The organism is Rhizorhabdus sp. GW822-FHT03C02, from assembly GCF_058801765.1.
On sequence record NZ_JBXANN010000001.1, the window covers coordinates 618,551 to 635,927 of the forward strand.

Genomic DNA, 17,377 nt, shown 5'->3' on the forward strand with positions numbered 1-17,377 from the left:
CGCCCGATACCGATCGTTCCGCCCGATGGCTGTGAACGACCGGCATCGGGCAATCCCGACTACAGGACGAAGTCGGCGACCTGCAGGCTTTGAACGCCGAGGAGGCTGATCTCGAAGTCGGCGAGGCCGTCGCCGTCGATGTCGCCGCTGACGATGCTGTTGCTGCCGCTCGTCTGGTAGCGGAGTTCGCCGGCATGGCCGGTGAAGCTGCCGCTGCCGATGAAAGCGAAAGTGCCCGAATAGACGGCGCTCAGGTCGATGCGGTCGCGCTCGCTGCTGTGGAAGTCGGTGATCGTATCCCCGAAACCGATCGCGCTGTCGGCCACGGAGGTGAAGATGAAATTATCGTGTCCGGCCCCGCCCATCAGCCGGTCGGCGCCGCCGCCGCCGGTGATCGTGTCGTTGCCGTTGCGGCCATTGATGAAGTTCGCCCCGGCATTGCCGGTGAGATAGTCGCCCGCCGCGGACCCCTCGAGATTTTCGATGCCGGTCAGCGTGTCGAAAGCGCCGCCACCGGTCGATTGACGCTCGGTTATCGCCAGCGATACGCGGACCGAGGTTGCGACGTCGGCGTAGCTGGCGGTGTCGATGCCGTCCCCGCCGATCAATATATCGTTGCCGAGACCGCCCCGCAGCATGTCGTCGCCGGCACCGCCCTCGAGGATGTCGCTGCCGGCGCCGCCCAACAACAGGTCGTTGCCGTCCAGGCCATAGATCCGGTCGTTGCCGGCGCCGCCTTCGATCTGGTTCGCGCCGCCGTTGCCGGTCAGCGAATCGCCAAAATCCGATCCGACGAGATTCTCGACACCGGTTATCGTGTCGCGATCGGCGGTTATGCCGGTCCGCTGCTGGGTGGTGATCTCCAGCGAGACCTTCACCGCGGCGGTTGCGCCGGCGAAGGTCACGGTGTCGATGCCGTCGCCGCCATCGAGCGTGTCGCTGCCGTCGCCGCCGATCAGCGTGTCGTTGCCTTCGCGGCCGAACAGGCTGTCGTTGCCGCTGCCGCCGGTCAGGACGTTGGCCGCGGCATTGCCCAGCAGCAGATCATTGCCGCTGCCGCCGGTCGCATTTTCGATCACCACGTCGTTGGCGATCGTGAAACCGCCGTGGATGCCTTCGGCATAGGAGACCACGCCGCCGCCGGTCGGGCTATAATCGAGCGTCGCGGCGAGCAGGTCGATATGGGCGTCGCGGGTGCCGGCATAGGCGATGGTGTCGGTGCCGCCGCTATCCCAGATCGTCTGAAAATAGGTGCCGGCCGCCTCGGCGTCCGGAAGCGAATAGACGGTGTTTCCGCCATTCTCCCCATGCACGCCATAACGGATCTGGAGTTCGGCGATGTCGAACGCGCTCAGCGAGCCCGACCAGCCATAGCCGATCGTCGCGCGGGTGAAGGGCTGGGCACCGTCCGGATCGGTCGCCCAGCCGTCATTATAGGACATGACGGTGTAGACGCCTTGGTTCAGGTCGAAGATGCCCAGCGAATCGGTGCCGGTCACCCCCAGCATGACGTCCGAACCGCCGCCATTGTCGTGCGGATGAGCGAGGCCATGGGCATGGCCGAATTCGTGGAGGATCACCGCAAAGGAATAGCCGCCCTGTTCGAGGCTCTCGGGCAGGGTGAAGCCGCCGCTGAGCAGGTTGAACACGCCGATACCCTGCGCGTCGCCATAGGCGGCCTCGTCCTGCGGATAGAAATAGGCGCCATAATCCTCGGATTCGGTCGTCAGCAGCCGGAAGGTGGCCTGCTCGACATCGGTGGTGATCTCATAATGGACGCCGAGGATCTTCTCATATTCCTGGAGTGCGGTCATGACGCCGTCGATCTGGAACTGCTGCCAGCCATAGGTCGTCATCGGGGTCACGCCATCATCGGCCAGTTCGCCGAAATTCTCGCCTGCCGGCGCGAAATAGACATAGGCGGTGGGCGTTCCCGCGACGTCGACGAACGGGACATTGTCCGCGGTCCGCCAGTCGATCGAATCGAGCGGATCATAATCCGCCGGATTCAGTTCGGCGACGTCGAGCGTGTAGCCGCCGGTCATCGCCGGATCATAAGCCTCGACCTTGACATAATAGCTGCCGGTATAGTCCGCGAGGAAGTTCAGCCCGGTCTCGTAGTTCAGCGCGTCGGCGATCAGATTGCCGCCCGCGTCATACAGGCTGACGATGCCGAGATTCTCGCCCGGCTCGTCGTCCCAGTCGGCGTCGCTCGAAATGCCGCCGGCATAGGTCAGCGCGTAGACGTTCCCTGCGACCGTATCGATCCGGTAGACGTCGGCATCGCCTGCGGCCTCCAGGAAGCCGAAGGTCGTGCCTTCTTCGATCGCGACGGCGCCGCCGATCGTGCCCGGCACGTCGTTGGCCGCCTTGGCCTCCCAGATGTCGATCGTGTAATTGCCGGTGTCGATCGTCGGATCGCCGCTCGAAATCGCGTCATAGGAGGATGCGTAGAGCAGATAGGTGCCGTCGGCGTCGGGGGTGAAGGTGATGAGCGACGAGCGGCCGAGGCCGCCATCGTCATCTTCGGTGATATAACCGAAATCGGCGTCGAACAGCCCGAGATAGGGGTCCGAGAGGCCATCGACCGCGGTGCCGCGATAGGCGAAGGCATAAGTGTGACCCGCCAGCAGATCGACGGCGATGACATCGGCGCCTTCGTCGTCCGCCAGATAGCCGACGATCCGCGTGTCGGATTCCGACGCGATCGCGCTGGGCGGGGCGGCCGTCAGGCCGCCGCTGGTGTGGAGGTCGCGCGCCAGATGGGCGTTGATCTTGCCGCCGGGCCCGCTCGAGATCAGGCCGTCCGCATCGACCAGAACGAAAGGTGAAGTCATATGGTCCTCCCTGTTGGGTTCCCCCCCCAAAGTTCAGACGATGTCAGCAGATCACGTTTGCGTATTTGTCGCAATAGACATTTGATCCATTTTTTGGCAGATTCTTGCAATGATTTTGATGGCTTCGGCTTATGTCCTGCTCGCGATGGGCACCCCGTTTCGTCCGCTGCCCGCGGATGGGCAGGGGGTCGGTACCGCAAAACGGCCGGCCGAGGAGCCGGGCAAGCAGGCTGACGCCGACGTGGCGCGGCAGCCAGGGACGGAAGATGGGGTGGCCAATCTTCCTTATGCTTTCGGCAAGCGGTTCGATTCGCTCGACGCCTATCTCGCCCATCTCGAGCGCCGCGCCGGCCCGATCGACCTGCCCTGGTGGCGTCAGATATCCCCCGGCATCTACGAGCATATGAAGCGGGGTCGGGGGGGCGATCGCGAAACCGCGACGCGCGCCGAACTGCTCGAGCGATTCGGTTTCGCGCGATAGCCGACCGCGCCGTTGCCGCGGCGGACGGTCGTCCGGCGGCGCGGGAATGTTCGATCGAGGTCGCGCCGGCCTCAGATCCCGGCGTTCTCTGCCCTAATGATAATGCGGCTGATATCGCCCGTCGGCATCGGCAAAGGCCGAGGACGGCAGGGGGTCGATGCTGGTGGCCATCGCCGGCAGGGACCGCTGCCAGACCGCTGGCATGCTGGTCACGGTCACCGCACCGACGCGATGGTGGTCGACATCGGTGATCGCCGCGAAGATGCGGTCGGCGACATGATCGTCGTCATGAACATCCGCCTGAACGTCGACATAGCTGACGCGTACGCAACTGCCGCCGGCCTCGCTCGACAGCGCCTTGGTGAGCCCCTTGTGGCCCGCGCTCTGGCCCGACCAGATTCCGAATTCGCCGATCGGCCGATCGTCGAAACAGGCCCCGGCCGAGACGATATGGCCGGTGTTCCGCGTCTTCATCGCCGGTAGCAGTGCGCGCGACATCATGGCCGCCGCGATCAGCCCGGCACGATAGGCTTCCGCCTGCGCTGCGATCTCTTTCTTCGCCTCCCTGCAGCAGGTGAGCGCGCCGAGATTGACGAGGATGTCGACCGGGCGGCCGGCCAGCCGATCGAGCAGCGCCGACATGCCGAGCGCGGTGGTGAGCGCGGGTTCGAAGACGCTGACGTTGACTGGGATCACCTCCGCGTCCGCATAGCGTAGCTGCCCGACGAGCAGGCTGCCGACCGCACCTTCGCCGCCGGCAACGATGATGGTCTTCCGCGCGATCGACGCCATGCTTCCCCCCCAAGTCCGCTTCTGTAGGGATGACGTCGCTGGGGGGCGGGTACCGTAAAAATACGGATGAAATTAACCAGCCATCGACCGAAAATATCGGGAATATTCGCTTGCCTCCCCGCCTCGATTGCCGAGGAGGGATCCCGGCCCGCTCGCCGGGTCCGATCTCTTCCAGCATGTCCGTTTGTAAACGCACGGTAATTTCTTGTTTCCGCACCGCGCGCCGCCTTGCCGTTCGCTGCCGGCCACCCGACACAGACCCGATCCACCACAGGTTCGGGATGCCCCATGCCGCGATCGCCAGGACCTTTTGAAACATTACGCGCCGATCTGCCCGCCTCGATCGTGGTGGCGCTGGTCGCGCTGCCGCTCTGCCTCGGCGTTGCGCTCGCCTCTGGCGCGCCGCTCTTCTCGGGGCTGATCTCGGGGATCGTCGGTGGCGTCGTCGTCGGACTGCTGTCGAAATCGCCGCTGTCGGTGAGCGGGCCGGCGGCCGGCCTCACCGTGATCGTGCTCGCCGCGATCGAGGGGTTGCCCAGCTATCAGGCCTTCCTGCTCGCGGTGGTGATCGCGGGCGCGATCCAGCTGCTGTTCGGGGTGACCCGCGCCGGCGTGCTCAGCGAGTTCGTGCCCTCGTCGGTGATCACCGGCATGCTCGCCGCGATCGGCCTGATCCTGATCCTCAAGCAGTTCCCGCACGCGATCGGCTATGATGCCGACTATGAGGGCAGCTTCAACTTCTTCCAGCCCGACGGCCGCAACACCTTCTCGACGATCTGGTACGCGCTGAGCGCGCGGGTCGAATTCGGCGCGATCCTGATCGCCCTGGTGTCGCTGGCGTTCCTGTTCTGGTGGGACAAGGCACGGCCCAAGGACGGCCCGCTGCGCTTCGTGCCCGGGCCGCTGGTGGTCGTGCTGATCGGGGTCGGCGGCAATGCTCTGCTGGGGCTGCTGGCGCCTGCTATCCAGATCCAGCCGACCCATCTGGTCAAGGTGCCCGTGGCGGCGAGCGCGGGCGAGTTCCTGTCCTTCTTCAGCTTCCCCGATTTCGCCGCGATCACCAACCCGGTGGTGTGGACCACCGCGCTGACCCTCGCGATCGTCGCCAGCCTCGAATCGCTGCTCAGCGTCAAGGCGGTCGACGAACTCGACCCGCGCCGCCGCACCACCGACAAGAATCGCGAGCTGTTCGCGCAGGGCGGCGGCAACATCGTCGCCGGGCTGATCGGCGGCATCCCGGTGACCTCGGTGATCGTGCGCTCCTCCGCCAATGTCGAGGCGGGGGCCGAAAGCAAGGCGTCGACGATCCTCCACGGGTTGTGGCTGCTGCTCAGCGTCGCGTTGATCCCGGTCGTGCTCAACCAGATCCCGCTCGCGGCGCTCGCCGCGGTGCTGATCGCCACCGGCTACAAGCTCACCAAGCCGCAGCTCTTCGCCCAGCGTTTCCGCCAGGGCTGGTCGCAGTTCATCCCGTTCGTCGCGACGATTGCGGCGATCCTGTTCACCGATCTGCTGATCGGCATCGCGATCGGCATGGCGATCGGCTTCGTCTTCGTCGTCGGGCGCAATTTCCGCCCGGCGCTGACGGTGATCTGCGAGGGCGGCGACTGCCTGATCCGGGCGCGGCGCAACCTCTATTTCATCCACAAATATGAGCTGCAGCGCGCGCTCGCGCAGGTGCCCGACGGCAGCAACGTCCTGATCGACCTGTCGTCGACCGGCTTCGTCGATCTCGACAATGTCGAGATCATCAACGCCTTCATCAAGGGCGCCGCCTTCCGCGCCATCACCGTGTCGCTGCGCGGCGATCTCGCGCGACGGACCGCGGGGCTGATCAACGCCCCGCTCGCCCGGATGGGCTATGCATGAACCCGGGCGAAAGATGAGAAAATCCCTATGAAAGCCTATCGCCAGCTCCTGCTCGCCAACCGTGCCTGGGCGGCCGAGCTCAAGGAGGAGCATCCCGAATTCTTCTCGCAGCAGCTTGCCGGGCAGCAGCCCGAATTTCTGTGGATCGGCTGCTCGGACAGCCGGGTCACCGCCGAACAGATGACGATGACCCCGCCCGGCAGCATGTTCATCCACCGCAACGTCGCCAATCTCGTCCATGAGGACGACCTCAACCTGATGTCGGTCGTCCAATATGCGGTCGAGGTGCTCGGGGTGAAGCATGTCATCATCTGCGGCCATCATGGCTGTGGCGGCATCCAGGCGGCGCTGACCGGCGGCACCAGCGGCGTCGTCGACCGCTGGCTCGAAAATCCGCGTGGGGTGCTGCGCGACCATGCCCACGAGATCGACGCCGCCGGCGACCATGACGCGCGCGTCAACCGGCTGGTCGAGGTCAATGTCCGCGACCAGCTCGTCCGCCTCGCCCGCACTGCGATCGTCCAGGGCGCCTTCGCCGCGGGCCGGCCGCTCCAGCTCCATGGCTGGGTCTATGATCTGCGCGACGGGCTGATCAAGCCGCTGCTCGAGATCGATGCCGAGACCCCGCTCGAGCAATTGGGGGCGCCGGAAAAGGTGCTGTAAGCGGCTCGGGGCTATGTCGTCGCCCCGAACACTCCGTTCCAGTCGGGCGGCGGCGGGGTTTCGGCCAGCGATCGCGCCCGTTCGAGCATGATCTGCGCGGGGCGGTCGGCCGGATCGCGTGCCAGTGCCATGGCGAAGGCCTCGACTGCGCCCGCCCAGTCGCGCGCGGCGAGGCTGGCGCGCCCATTGTCATAGGCGGCGCGGAGTGCGGCGAAGCCGTCGCCGTCGTCATCCTCGGGCAGCCGGACCTCGAAGATCCGGGTCGGCAGCGTCCGGCCGCGCACCGTGATCAGATCGATTTCGCGCAGGCTATGGCCGCCTTCGAGCGCCAGCGCGGTGGTCTCGCAGATCAATATCTCGACGCCATAGCGCTTGGTCAGGTCCTGAAGCCGCGCCGACAGGTTCACGCTGTCGCCGATCACCGTATAGTCCATCCGCTTCGGCGAGCCGATCGTCCCCGAGATCACCGCGCCGCTGGCGATGCCGACGCCCAGGCCCAGCGCCATTCGCCCGTCGTCCGCGCGCCGCCGGTTGATCGCCCGGAGCGCGCGGATCATCCCGATCGCGCTGGCTACCGCATTCGCCGCGTCGCGGCCGGTCGAGATCGGCGCGCCATAGACCGCCATCACCGCGTCGCCGATGAACTTGTCGATCACCCCATCGGCGGCCGCCACCGCCTCGAAGAATTCGGCGAAGACCTCGTTGAGCATGTCGACGGTCGCGCGCGGGGTGAGGGTCTCCGCCATCGCCGTGAAATTGCGGATGTCGGCGAACAGGATGCTGGCGTCGCAGGCAGTCCCGAACATCAGCTCGTCGCCGCGCTCGAGCACCTGTTCGACGACCTTCTGGGTCAGGAAGCGCCGCATCGCGCTCTGCATCCGCTTGCCGACGCTGATGTCGTCGATCAGCAGCAGCAGCCCGGTCGGGGCGTCCTCGCCGAGCAGCGGCACGATCGTGATATTGGCCGAGATCGACGTCCCGTCGAAGATGACCATGTCGACGTCGAGCAGCAGCCGGCTGTCGCCGGTCGCGTCGACCGCATCGATCTCGGCGAGCAGCCAGGGGTTCGAGCCGGCGAGTAAAGCCCGCGCATTGGTGCCCTCGATGCCGTCGGCGGACACCGCGAGGATGCCGCGCGCGGCGTCGTTGACCTTCGCGACCTCGTCGTCACGGCCGAGCGTCACCACCCCGGTCGACATCGATCGCAAGATGCTCTCATTATAGTTGCGCGAGGTGACGACCTCGCTGAACAGCGTCGCATTGTCGAGCGCGATCGCCGCCTGCGCGGCGAATGCCGCCAGCCGCTGCTCGTCATGGCCGCCGAATGGCCGCCCGTCGCGCCGGTTGAGCGCCTGCATCACCCCGAGCCGCCGGCCGTCGCGGGCGAGGATCGGGATCGCCAGCACGCTCCGGGTCCGGAACCCGGTCGTCCTGTCGATCGCCCCGTTGAACCGCGGATCGGCATAGGCGTCGGCGACGTTGACCAGCATGCTGTGGGTGAAGGTGTGGCCGGCGATCCCGGCATCGTCGGGCAGGCGGATCTCGCGCGCCTCGATCCCCTCGGCGACCAGCGACCAGAGTTCGCCGGTGCGAGGATCGTGGAGGAACAGCGAACTGCGTTCGGCATCGAGCATATGGCTGGTCGCCTCGACGATCCGCGCGAGCAGCGCATCGAGCTGCATTTCCGAGGTGATCGCCGCGTTGACGTCGAGCAGCTCGCGCAGATCCTCGTTGAGCTGTTCGGCGCCGACGATCGCCGCCGACGAACGCTCCGCGCCGACCACATAATGCGAGAACAGCAGCATCAGCGTGCCGAGCGGCAGCGCCGAGGGGCCGAGGAAGGCGCCGCCCGGAAACAGCCCCGCCCAGGCGAACACCGCGCTCATCGTGAACAGGAAGAAGATCGAGATTCCGACCAGGAAGGTCAGCGCGCCGTCGCGCCGCGCCAGCGCCGCGCGCAGCACGATGATGACGATGGTGAGCAGGGTCACCCCGCTGATCGCGGGCCAGGCCAGCGCTACCTGCGATGCCGCCAGCGTGCCGCTGGCGATCAGCGCGACGCTGACCGCGACGAAATAGCCGACGAGCGCGAGCCCGATCAGCCGGACGACGCGCGATGGCGATTCGATCGGGTACAGGGTCGATGCATAAGCGAGGAACCCTGCGAGCGCCGATGTCGAGCCGAGATATTGCAGCGCCAGCATCGTGGTGAAGCCGACGCCGGGCAGCGCCACCAGCAGCAGATTATATTGGCCGACGATCGCCGAGGCCGGGACGAGGAACAGCGCGGCCAGCGCCAGATAGAGCGAGGCGCGGTCCTGGCGCCGGAAGAGATAGGACACCAGCCCGTTGATGCTGAGCAGGAACAGCGCGGTCAGGAACAAGATGTCCTGCATCAGCCGCAGCGAGGTCCACCCCTGCATCGGTTCGACCAGCCCCAGGATCGGCCGGTCGCCGAGCCCGGACTCGCGGTGGAGGAAGGCGGCCAGGTCGATCCGCAGCCGCAGCGCCGATCCGTCGGCATCGAACAGGATGTCCTGAGGGCGCAGATCGTAGCGCGTGGTCGCCGCGCTGCTGCCGAGTTGTCCGCGCGATCCCATCGGCCGATCGTCGATGAACACCCGATTGGCCGCATAGGCCGCCGGGACATGGAGGATATAGCGCCCCGGGGCGAGGCCGAGGATCGTCAGCTCGAGCCGGGCGGTTCCCAGCGCCGAAGGGCGACCGCCCGAGGCCGGCTGCCGCTGCAACAGGCCCGGCACATCGGTGAAGGTGGCGTGCGGCTTACCGGCCTCCGGGCGATCGAGCCATGTCAGTCGCCACTGCCCGTCGAGCGCGACCGGCCGGGTCAGTGCCCCCCAGCCGGCGAAGGACAGCACCCCGTGCCGGGCGCTGACGGGATGATCGGCGACGCGGTTGAAGAACAGCGGCGCGCACAGCGCGAGCATGATGCCGAGCACCAGCAGCGACAGCAGCCGCCGGTCGCGAACCCGCGCGCCCGATGCGACCGGAAGGGGGATAGAGGCAACGGGTTTGGCCAAAAGATGCTCCGCGTTGGATATGCCGATGATAGTCTCGTCGCATGACAAGCATAGTCATGGTTGCGCGCGAGCCCGCGCCGCGACCCGTGCCCACTGCAATATTTCGCAATTCGCCCGTAACGATCGCCCGCCATCGCCGCCCGATCGCAATCAGGGAGGCGCGACATGGCCATTGCATCGAACGAGCCGGGAGCGCGTCGCCGGATGGGCTGGCACACGGTCTGGCTGCTGATCGCCGGCCTCGTTCTGCCGTTCGCGACCAGCCCGGCCTCGGCGGCGCTGCTCGCCGGGGTCGAGGCGATGAAGACGTGGAACCTGATCGTTTTCAACAATGCCGTATCGAGTTCGGAGGTCGAGGGGCGCAGCTTCATCGGCGGATCGCTGAGCGGCAATTCGTCCAACTATAATATCGCCGGCACCGCGACCGCCGCCGGCGGCGTCCCCGGCCTGACCGTGGTCGGCGACGTGACCGGAGGCGCCAAGAATCTGAACAATGGCTCGGGCGCCAGCGTCGGCGGCAATGTCGGCACGATGCTCAACCTCAACGGCGGCACCCAGACGCTGAACGTCGGCGGCAGCTCGGTGAACCAGAATCTCAACGGGAGCACCCTCAACGCCAATCTCGGCGAGGACTTCACCGCAACCCTCGTCGCGCAGCGCGACCTGCTCGTCTCGTCGCTGACCAGCCTCAGCGCCAATCTCGCCGCGCTGGCGAGCACCGCGACCGCCACCGCCGCCGCGAACACGCTGAAGATCGACGCCACCGCGGCGCTCAACATCTTCAACATCAGCGCCCAGACGCTGAGCGGGATCGGCCAGATCTCGGTCACCGTCGCCAGCGGATCGACCACGATCATCAACGTGTCGGGCACCGACATCGTCCTCGACGACAATTTCCTCGGGGCCGCGTCCGAACTCGGCCAGAGCGTGATCTGGAATTTCTACGAAGCGCAGACGATCAGCGTCCAGACCGCCTTCTACGGCACGATCCTCGCGCCGACCGCCGCGGTGACCCTCAACAATTTCGTCGAAGGCACGCTGGTCGCCAGCTCGCTGGTCCAGAATGGCGAGGTCCATCTCGGCACCTTCCAGGGCGATCTGTCGTCGGTGACCTCGACCTCGGCCGCGCCCGAACCGGCGACATGGGCGATGCTGGTCATCGGCTTCGGCCTGATCGGCGGCGCCCTGCGCTTCCGCCCATGCCCCCAATGGCAGGGGCGCCATATCTAATTCCCCGATCTTCGGACAGGTCGTGCGCGGCCGGGCGATCGACGGATGGTCTTCAAAATCGCGCTAGCTTGCGCCAACCTCGCGCCGACGGGATTCGAAAACGGGGCGAAAACCGATGAGGACGCGGCTGAGGTCTTGCTTGTGCTTGTGCGTGGGGCTCGCGCTGATGCCGGGCGCGGCGCGGCCGGATCCGTTCGCGCGCGCCCCGCTGGTCGAGCGGGGCGGCTCGCAGGGCGTCACCGAAGCCGATCGCCGTCGCCTCGCCACCGCCGCGGACGCGCTCGCCCCGCAGCGGCCGGGCATCGTCGACGCCTATGTCGTCGTCGCCGCGCTCGACAGCGATCCGGTGTTCGGACGCGAGGCGCGCGAGGCGGCGCGGGTGCTCGCACGGCGCTATGATGCCGGCGGGCGGACGTTGCTGCTTGCCGGCCCCGACGGCCGCGGCATCGATCCGCTGCCGCGCGGCAGCCTCGAAACCCTCGAGACCGCGCTCGGGCGCGTCGCCGGGGTGATGGACCCGCAAGAGGATGTGCTGGTCCTCTACATCACCGCGCATGGCACGCCCGCCGGCATCGCCTATCGCGATCGCGGCGCATTCCTCGCCACGCTGGCGCCGTCCTGGCTCGATTATGTCCTGCGGCATGGGCATATGCGCAACCGGCTGGTGATCATCAGCGCCTGTTTCGCAGGGATCTTCGTGCCGGCTCTGGCCACGGCGGAGGGCGCGGTGATCACCGCGGCGGCGGCGGACCGCACCTCGTTCGGATGCGCCTCCGACAATGACTGGACCTTCTTCGGCGACGCGCTCGTCAACCATGCGCTGCGCCGAAACCAGCCGCTGGCGGCGGCGTTCGGCGAGGCCAGGGGGCTGGTCGGCAGCTGGGAAGCGCGCGGTCGGCTGATTCCCTCCAACCCCCAGATCGCGATCGGTACGCAGGCCGCGTCATGGCTGCGCCCAATCGAGGCGCGGATGCCGAAGGAAGCGAGCGATCCCGTCGGCCGCCCCGCAACCGACGCGATCGACCAGGCAGTCGCCGCGAACCACTGACGGTGACGGAGGTTCAGCCCGCTATCTGCGACGCGACATAGGCCCGCCACCCGCCGAAGTCGGTGATCTCGGGCGCGTCGACCAGCGCGAGCGATTCGCACAGGAAGCCCGAGACCTGCGACCCGTCGTCGAGCCGGACCTTGCCGATCCCGAGCGGGCCGGGAATCTTCGCGACGAACCGCCCGAATGCCGCCGGGTCGAGCGACCAGATCTCGACCGCGATGCTCGGTCCCGCAAAGCCCGGCACCCGGATCAGCCCGGGCTTGGCCGGGACCGTGTCGGGCAGCACGAACAGCCGATAATCGGTGGTGGTGCGCGCCGCCGCCTTGAGCGTCGCACCGAGCGCCAGCAACTCATGGTTGAGCGCCATTCCCGACAGATGAGCGCCGACGACGACCAGGTCGATCGTCTCGCCGGCGGGCGGTGTCGGCAGCGGCGGATAGTCGCGCTCGGTCCGGTCGCATCCAGCGCCGCTGCCGATCGCGCGGTGCAGCGCGTCGGCGATCGGCACCAGCGCATCGTCCTGGAAGCCGCGTCCGGCCAGCGTCACCCCGGCGGGCAGCCCGTCGGCGCGAAAGCCCGCCGGGATCGCGATCCCGCTCATGCCGAGCAGGTTGAAGAAATTGGTATAGGTGCCGAGCCGGCTGTTGAGCCTGATCGGGTCGGCGAGCATCGCGTCGACGTGGTAGATCGTTGGCGCGGTTGGCAGCAGCAGGATATCGGCCTTCGCCCATTCGGTCTCGGCGCGGCGCTTGAGCGCCTCGAGCGCATAGAGGCCGCGGAAGGTGTCGGCGGCGGTCCGCCCGGCGCCGCCCAGCGTGATGATCGCGACGCTGGGGTCGAGCGCGGTGATCGGCAGGTCGAAACCTTCGAACGCGACGAGCCGCTCGGCGACCCAAGGGCCGTCATAGAGCAAGGTCGCGGTTTCGCGGAACGCGGCGAAGTCGATCTCGACGATGTCGCCGAGGGCTGCGGCGGCGGCGATCGCCGCGTCGTAAAGGCGTGCGACCTCGTCATCGCCGAAAAATTCGCGGTCGGCGGGGGCGAGCACGCCGATCCGCAGCCCGGCGGCGGGCAGCGGCAAGGGTGTCGCGCGGCGCGAATAGGGGTCGGCGGGATCGAAGCCCTCGGCGAGCCCGCGGATCGCCGCACCATCGGCGACGTTGAGCGCGAAGATCGTCACGCAGTCGAGGCTGCGGCAGGCGGGGAGCACCCCGCTGGTGCTGAGCAGGCCGGGCGTGGGCTTGATCCCGACCAGATTGTTGAACGCTGCCGGCACCCGGCCCGATCCGGCGGTGTCGGTACCGAGCGCGAAGCTGCACAGGCCGGCGGCGACCGCGACCGCCGATCCCGAACTCGATCCGCCCGAAATATGGTCGGTCGAGAACACCGATCGCGGCGCGCCATAAGGCGATCGGGTGCCGTTGACCCCGGTCGCGAGCTGATCGAGGTTGGTCTTGCCGATGACGATCGCGCCGGCGGCCTTCAGCCGGGCGACCACCGCGGCATCCTCGGCTGGTACATGTTCGAAGGCGGGGCAGGCGGCGGTGGTCGGCAGGCCGCCGACGTCGATATTGTCCTTGACCGCGAACGGGATCCCCCACAGCGGCAACGAGTTGACCTCGGCCGCGCGCGCCAGCAGGTCGCCGATATCGGCGCGGATCCGGTCGATCGGGGAACGAGCGATGAACGCCGCCGGATCGGTGCCATCGATCCGCGCCATCAGCGCGGTGATCAGCTCGAGCGGCGTGAAGCTGCCTGCGCCATAGAGGTCGCGGACCGTGGTGAGGTCGAGGACGGCGGGCAGGCTGGGAACGGCGCGCAATGTCATGTCAGTGGCCCTCGCCGAGCATCGAGATATGCGCGCTCACCACCCGCCAGCCTTCGGGGAAGCGGGCCCAGCACTGGGTCTGCCGCCCGGGCGCGGGGGCGCCGGCCCGCTGGAATTCGGCATTGGCGGTGGCGAAGTCGGTGCCGAAGCTGGTGATCGTCACCCTGAGCAGTTCGCGTTTCGGCGAACCGCCGACCCGCGCCGCGCGGAACGCCTGGATCGCGTCGATGCCGTAGAGATTCTGCCCCGGTCCGATCCGCACCGTGAACTCGGACGGCCAGAACAGCGCATCGAGCGCGTCGAGATCATTGGCCATCAGCGCCGCCTCATAGGCGTCGAACGCGGCGGTCGCCCCGGCCAGTGTCGCGGGGTCGTTGATCATCATGGTTCCACGGTCCTTGCCTGGACGATACCGGTCCGTTCGAGATGCGCCGCCGCCTGCAGCGCCAGATCCTCGCGCCAGGGCCTGGCGATGATCTGCACCCCGATCGGCATCGTGCCATTGTGCACCGGCACGGTGACGATCGGCAGGCCGACGAAGCTCAGCGGCTGGGTGAGCAGGCCGATATTGGCGCGTGCCGGCACATCCTCGCCGTTCACCCGGATCGTCGCCTGGCCGAGCAGCGGCGCCGCGCACGGGGTCGCCGGCGCGATCAGCAGGTCGTGATGGCGAAACGCCTCGGCCAGCCGCTCGCGGAACAGGCTGCGGAAGCGCTGCGCCTGCAGCACCGCATGCGCGGGCAGCAGCAGCCCGGCGAGCAGCCGGTCGCGGGTCGCCGGATCGAAATCGCCGGCGCGATCGCGCAACGCCTCGGCATGGAGGTTGCCGCCCGACGCCGACGTCATCACGAAGGCGGCGGCGCGGGCCTTGTGCGCGTCGGGCAGGGTGACCCGGGCGGTCGCGCCCAGCGCGTCCGCCACTGCCGCTACCGCCGCACGACCCTGCGCATCGGCCATGTCGGCGAACCAGCCGTCGAGGATCGCGGCGCTGCCGGTGAATTCCTCGTCGAGGACATGGCGGGTCGGGTGCGAGGGGCGGGCGGCGCAGGCGGCGTCGCCGGCGTCATGGCCCTGGATCATGTCATAGACCAGAGCCAGGTCGGCGACGCTGCGTGCGAACGGCCCGAGATGGTCGAGCTCATGGACGAAGGGGAAGGTGCCGGTGCGCGGCAGCCGGCCGAAGCTCGGCTTCAGCCCGAAGATGCCGCAGAACGAGGACGGCACCCGGATCGATCCGTTGGTGTCGGTGCCCAGCGCGAAGTCGCACAGCCCCGCCGCCACCGCCGCCGCCGATCCGCCCGACGAGCCGCCGGCGCTGCGGCCGACATCGGCGGGGTTGCGGGTCGGGCCATAATGGGCGTTCTCGGTGGTGAAGCCATAGGCATATTCGTCCATATTCTGGGTGCCGACCAGCACCGCGCCGGCGGCGGTGAGCCGCTGTAGCAGCACGGCGTCGGCGGAGGCCGGCGGGTGCGCGCGGTTGATGATCGACCCGGCGGTGGTCACCCGCCCGGCAACATCGTAATTGTCCTTCACCCCGAACGGCACCCCGGCCAGCGGACCCGGATCGCGGCCCTCGGCGACCAGCGTGTCGACCGCCTGCGCCTCGGCGCGGGCGCGGTCGCCCATGATCTCGGTGAAGGCGTTGAGCCGCGGGTTGAGCCGCTCGATCCGGGTCAGCCGGCTTTCGATCAATGCCAGCGCCGAGCAGCGCCCGGCACGCACCGCCCGCGCGATCGTCGCCGCGCCGGCCAGATCGAGCGGTCTGTCGATCAGCTTCATGGTCGATAGACCGGCGCCGGCTCGACCAGCGGATCGATCGGAGGGTTCATCAGCAGGGCTGCCTGGCCGAGCAATAGGCCGAGGTTGTGCGTGACCCCGGGCAGATGGGCGGGGTCGATCGCCAACCCCGCCATCCGTGCCAGAATCATCACTTCGGTCTGGTCGGGCGCGCTCATTCGGCCGCCTGCGCGATCGCGCCTTCGAACGGTTCGCCTTCGGTTTCCGTAGCCGCGCTTTCCTTCATCGAGCAGAGGAACAGGAAGACCGCGACCAGCAGATAGGCCGCCGCCACCGCCGGAGTCTTCATCACCCCGATCGATTCGGCGTGGATCAGCCCGAAGAAGGTCAGCACCGCGCCGGCAAAAGCGAAATAGGCGGCCTTGTCGAGTTTGCGGTCGATGATGAACACCGTGATCGACCCCAGAATGATCCCGCACAACGTGGCGCCGCTGCCCAGGATCTGGAGCCCGTGATAGAGTACGCCATTGTTGCCGAGCGCATCGAGCCCGACCTTCTCGGCATTGGTGCCGGCCGCGCCCAGCGCATTGTTGATCTGGGTCAGGCCCCAGGACGCGATCGTCGGCACGATCGCCAGCACCACCGCGGGGGCATGTTTGTGCGGGCTTTCCTGGAAGGCCTGCGCACCGATCAGCATGCCGATATAGAGCAGGATCGGCAGCAGCGCGACCGCGGGGATCACCGCCATCATCAGCCCGATCACCCCGAACCAGGTGAGGAACAGCATCAACAGGCCGGTGCCCGCCGAATAGCCGGTGCGGCCGCCCATCGCCTTCCAGCCGGGATGGCCGATATAGACCGCGTTGATGAACGGGTTGCCCATCAGGCAGCCGATCAGGCTGATCACCCCGTCGGCGGTCAGCACCCGGGTGGTCGGGAAATGGTCGCCCGCCGCCTCGGCGCTCTCGACATTGTCCATCGCCTCGACCAGGTCGTAGATGCCGAACGGGATCGCGGTGACCAGGATCACCCCGATATATTTGAAGCCGCCGAAAATCTCGGCGATCGCCGGATGCGGCAGATGGAAGCCGAAATCGGCGAGCGCCCCGGTCACCTTGTCGGGACCGATCCCGCCCAGTTCGAAGCCGAGCAGATGCCCGCCCCAGGCGAGCAGAGATCCGACGAGGATCGCCATCAGTCCGCCGGGGATGCCGCCGGGATAACGGAAATCGCCCAGCCAGCTCGCCAGGATCACCGCCAGGCAGGTGACGCCGATCACCGGGGTCATGAACACCTGCGCGCCGGGGCTCAGCGAGATGAAGGTCAGCGAGATTCCGGCCAGCGACCCGAGCAGCGCCGCGCGCGGGGTGATCCGCCGGATCAGCGGTGCCGCGAACCCGCCGGCCATCAGCACGAAGCTTTGGATGAACACCCAGGTCAGCCCCGCGCTCCACGCCTCGACCGGGTTGCCGCTGGCGATCAGGATCGGCAGCATCACCACGAACACGACGACGAACATATGCGGCACGCTGATCCCCGAGGGCAGCGCGCAGACGTCGGTGCGGCCGGTCTTCTCCGCCAGCCGGCGGGCCAGCCAGGCATAATAGATCGTGCTCAGGCACAACATCAGCCCGACCGCGGGCAGGATGCGGCCGAAGATGATCGGATCGGGCAGCTTCAGCACGAAGCGCAGCAGCCCGGTCAGCACCAGCACGTTCACCAGGATGTTGGTGCCGAAACCGAAAAAGGCGTTCCAGTCGCCGGGTGTCCACCACGGCAGTTTCTGCGGCAATGTCGCCGGGAACGGCCCGGTCTTCGCGGTCACGCTCATGATGCTAGCCCCCT

13 protein-coding genes are annotated in these 17,377 nt (G+C 67.6%); 5 read left to right on the forward strand and 8 right to left on the reverse strand.

All coding sequences use genetic code 11. The annotated features are described in order from the left end of the window. Positions 1 to 59: 59 nt before the first annotated feature. On the reverse strand, positions 60 to 2,837 hold the full coding sequence (locus AC1RM6_RS02810; RefSeq protein WP_493098073.1) for a M10 family metallopeptidase C-terminal domain-containing protein: 2,778 nt from the start codon (positions 2,835 to 2,837) through the stop codon (positions 60 to 62). A gap of 109 nt (positions 2,838 to 2,946) precedes the next feature. Between AC1RM6_RS02810 and AC1RM6_RS02815 the strand changes: the two genes are divergently transcribed. After that, the gene (locus AC1RM6_RS02815) at positions 2,947 to 3,318 is read left to right on the forward strand and encodes a hypothetical protein (protein ID WP_493098074.1); all 372 of its coding nucleotides are present in this window, start codon (positions 2,947 to 2,949) and stop codon (positions 3,316 to 3,318) included. Positions 3,319 to 3,411: 93 nt separating this feature from the next. On the opposite strand, the gene AC1RM6_RS02820 is transcribed toward AC1RM6_RS02815, so the two are convergent. After that, positions 3,412 to 4,110: an SDR family NAD(P)-dependent oxidoreductase gene (locus tag AC1RM6_RS02820; RefSeq protein WP_493098075.1), complete on the reverse strand. Its 699-nt coding sequence runs from the start codon at positions 4,108 to 4,110 to the stop codon at positions 3,412 to 3,414. Positions 4,111 to 4,398: 288 nt separating this feature from the next. Between AC1RM6_RS02820 and AC1RM6_RS02825 the strand changes: the two genes are divergently transcribed. Next, the gene (locus tag AC1RM6_RS02825; RefSeq protein WP_493098076.1) at positions 4,399 to 5,979 is read left to right on the forward strand and encodes a SulP family inorganic anion transporter; all 1,581 of its coding nucleotides are present in this window, start codon (positions 4,399 to 4,401) and stop codon (positions 5,977 to 5,979) included. 27 nt (positions 5,980 to 6,006) lie between these two features. After that, positions 6,007 to 6,642 (forward strand): carbonic anhydrase, encoded by a 636-nt coding sequence (locus AC1RM6_RS02830; protein ID WP_493098077.1) that lies wholly within the window; start codon positions 6,007 to 6,009, stop codon positions 6,640 to 6,642. A gap of 11 nt (positions 6,643 to 6,653) precedes the next feature. Here AC1RM6_RS02830 and AC1RM6_RS02835 read toward each other — a convergent pair whose 3' ends face one another. Continuing rightward, positions 6,654 to 9,683 carry an adenylate/guanylate cyclase domain-containing protein gene (locus AC1RM6_RS02835; RefSeq protein ID WP_493098078.1) on the reverse strand — a complete coding sequence of 1,010 codons (3,030 nt, stop codon included), beginning with the start codon at positions 9,681 to 9,683 and terminating at the stop codon, positions 6,654 to 6,656. 165 nt (positions 9,684 to 9,848) lie between these two features. Between AC1RM6_RS02835 and AC1RM6_RS02840 the strand changes: the two genes are divergently transcribed. Together AC1RM6_RS02840 and AC1RM6_RS02845 are read left to right on the forward strand one after the other, a co-directional pair. After that, on the forward strand, positions 9,849 to 10,913 hold the full coding sequence (locus tag AC1RM6_RS02840) for a choice-of-anchor A family protein (RefSeq protein ID WP_493098079.1): 1,065 nt from the start codon (positions 9,849 to 9,851) through the stop codon (positions 10,911 to 10,913). A 139-nt stretch (positions 10,914 to 11,052) separates the two neighbouring features. Then, positions 11,053 to 11,961: a C13 family peptidase gene (locus tag AC1RM6_RS02845; protein ID WP_493098080.1), complete on the forward strand. Its 909-nt coding sequence runs from the start codon at positions 11,053 to 11,055 to the stop codon at positions 11,959 to 11,961. 13 nt (positions 11,962 to 11,974) lie between these two features. Here the strand turns inward: AC1RM6_RS02845 and atzF are convergent, their stop codons facing one another. Genes atzF through AC1RM6_RS02870 form a run of 5 tightly spaced genes read right to left on the reverse strand, consistent with a single transcriptional unit; the run spans position 11,975 to position 17,363 of the window. Continuing rightward, positions 11,975 to 13,792 carry an allophanate hydrolase gene (gene atzF, locus AC1RM6_RS02850; RefSeq protein WP_493098081.1) on the reverse strand — a complete coding sequence of 606 codons (1,818 nt, stop codon included), beginning with the start codon at positions 13,790 to 13,792 and terminating at the stop codon, positions 11,975 to 11,977. Position 13,793: 1 nt separating this feature from the next. Beyond that, positions 13,794 to 14,177 (reverse strand): oxalurate catabolism protein HpxZ, encoded by a 384-nt coding sequence (gene hpxZ / locus AC1RM6_RS02855; protein ID WP_493098082.1) that lies wholly within the window; start codon positions 14,175 to 14,177, stop codon positions 13,794 to 13,796. Further along, complete coding sequence (locus tag AC1RM6_RS02860; protein ID WP_493098083.1) at positions 14,174 to 15,574, reverse strand: AtzE family amidohydrolase; 1,401 nt, start codon at positions 15,572 to 15,574, stop codon at positions 14,174 to 14,176. Before AC1RM6_RS02860 ends, hpxZ begins: the two co-directional genes overlap by 4 nt. Continuing rightward, positions 15,571 to 15,750: an AtzG-like protein gene (locus AC1RM6_RS02865; protein ID WP_493098084.1), complete on the reverse strand. Its 180-nt coding sequence runs from the start codon at positions 15,748 to 15,750 to the stop codon at positions 15,571 to 15,573. The genes AC1RM6_RS02860 and AC1RM6_RS02865 overlap by 4 nt, the downstream gene beginning before the upstream one ends. Next, positions 15,747 to 17,363: a hypothetical protein gene (locus tag AC1RM6_RS02870; protein ID WP_493098085.1), complete on the reverse strand. Its 1,617-nt coding sequence runs from the start codon at positions 17,361 to 17,363 to the stop codon at positions 15,747 to 15,749. The genes AC1RM6_RS02865 and AC1RM6_RS02870 overlap by 4 nt, the downstream gene beginning before the upstream one ends. Positions 17,364 to 17,377: the final 14 nt, after the last annotated feature.